The sequence below is a fragment of the Arthrobacter sp. 2YAF22_2 genome (assembly GCF_052114645.1).
Lineage (GTDB): Bacteria > Actinomycetota > Actinomycetes > Actinomycetales > Micrococcaceae > Arthrobacter.
On the sequence record NZ_JBFRFD010000632.1, the window covers coordinates 1 to 1,787 of the forward strand.

The window sequence follows — 1,787 nt, forward strand, 5'->3', positions numbered from 1 at the left end:
GCGACGCGGGGTGGAGCAGTTCGGTAGCTCGCTGGGCTCATAACCCAGAGGTCACAGGTTCAAATCCTGTCCCCGCAACTGAAGAAGAAGTCCGGAACACTGGAAAGTGTTCCGGACTTCTTGTTTTAACCCGTTCCGGGCGGGGTTCCACCCAGCAGTGTTCCGGGGGCGCTTTGACACGGGCACGCCGCGCGGACCGGTCCCAAGAGGCACAGTTGTGTCCAAAGGCGCCCCCGTCTGCCGGGCATCCCTTCCGGGCGATGGGCGGACGTCTGCGGCGTCAGCCGTTACGGGTCAGGTCGTCTGGCCCGATAACCCGCTGGCGCTGCGCGGCGTTGGACCGTGGTCGGGGCGGCAGCCAAAGTAGGGTAGTGTTGATCAAGCGACGCGGGGTGGAGCAGTTCGGTAGCTCGCTGGGCTCATAACCCAGAGGTCACAGGTTCAAATCCTGTCCCCGCAACCAACAGCAGTAATGGAAGGGCCCGGATCAACAGATCCGGGCCCTTCCTTTTTCCTATCCGTCCTTGAGCCGCTGGTACGTCTCCAGTGCCCGCGCCCGTGACTCGGGGAGCCCCACGATCGGCTCCGGGTAGTCCGGTGCGCCGCCGTCGGCCTTCCACGGTTCATGCACCGCCTTGTCGCCCAGGCCGGTGAGCTCCGGGATAAACGTCCGCAGGTAGCTGCCGGCGGCGTCGAACTTCTTGCTCTGCGTGACCGGGTTGAAGATGCGGAAATACGGGGAGGCGTCCGCTCCCGAGCCGGCCACCCACTGCCAGTTGGCAGGGTTGCTCGCGGCATCGGCGTCCACCAGCGTGTCCCAGAACCAGGCCTCCCCGAGCCGCCAGTCCGCCAGCAGGTTCTTGACCAGGAACGACGCCGCCGCCATCCGGACACGGTTGTGCATCCAGCCGGTCTGCCACAGCTGGCGCATGCCCGCGTCCACCAGCGGGTAGCCGGTACGGCCCTGCTGCCAGGCCCGCAGTTCGGCGCCCGACGGCGTCTGCCAGGCAAAGCGGTCGAATTCCGGCCGGTAGTTACGGCTGGCGAGCTGCGGATTTTCGTACAGCAGGTGCCAGCAGAATTCCCGCCAGCCAAGTTCTGCACGGAAGATCCCGACGTCGGCCGGTGCGCCGTGCGGAAAGCAGCCACGGAGCGCATGCCAGACCCGGAAGGGGCTGAGCTCACCGAAGCGCAGGTGCGGTGAGAGCCGGCTGGTGCCCTCGACGCCCGGGACATCCCGTCCCGTGCCGTACTCGACCGCCGGGCCGGCCAGGAAGTCCTCCAGCCGGCGGTGCGCACCAGCCTCACCCGGGGTCCATTCCGCGGCGAGCCCCGCACTCCAGTCCGGGCGGCGGGGGAGGAGCGCCCAGTCCGCCAGGGTGTCGCTGCCGGGCAGTTCCCCGGCTCCGTCCCGCGCGGGCCCGGGCAGCCGGTCCGGCGCCTCGAGAGGCAGCCGGGGCTCGGGCGCCTCGAGGCAGGCCTTCCAGAATGGCGTGAAAACCTTGTAGGGCCCCCCGGACCCCGTCCGCACCGTCCAGGGCTCGAACAGGAGGCTGGCCCGAAAGCTTGCGGCGGTGATGTCCTGCCGCGACGCCCACTCCTTGAGGCCGGCGTCGACGGCGCGTTCCGGGCCGCCATAGCGCCGGTTCCAGAGCAGATGCGTGGCACGGGTTTCTTCGACCAGTTGGCGGATGACCCGCTCCGCCGGTCCGCGCCGGAGCAGCAGGCGTGAACCGGCGGCCTCAAGGTCCGCGGCGAGGGAGACGAGCGAGTGATGCAGCCACCAC

The 1,787-nt window shown here is 68.8% G+C and carries 1 protein-coding gene and 2 tRNA genes; 2 read left to right on the top strand and 1 reads right to left on the bottom strand.

What is annotated here, in order from left to right; translation table 11 throughout:
• Positions 1–4 precede the first annotated feature (4 nt).
• Positions 5–78 (top strand) — tRNA-Met (locus tag AB4Y86_RS18080).
• A gap of 308 nt (positions 79–386) precedes the next feature.
• Positions 387–463: transfer RNA gene (locus AB4Y86_RS18085), tRNA-Met, on the top strand.
• 51 nt (positions 464–514) lie between these two features.
• On the opposite strand, the gene AB4Y86_RS18090 is transcribed toward AB4Y86_RS18085, so the two are convergent.
• On the bottom strand, positions 515–1,787 hold a 1,273-nt coding region (locus AB4Y86_RS18090; RefSeq protein WP_441403532.1), incomplete at its 5' end, for a cryptochrome/photolyase family protein.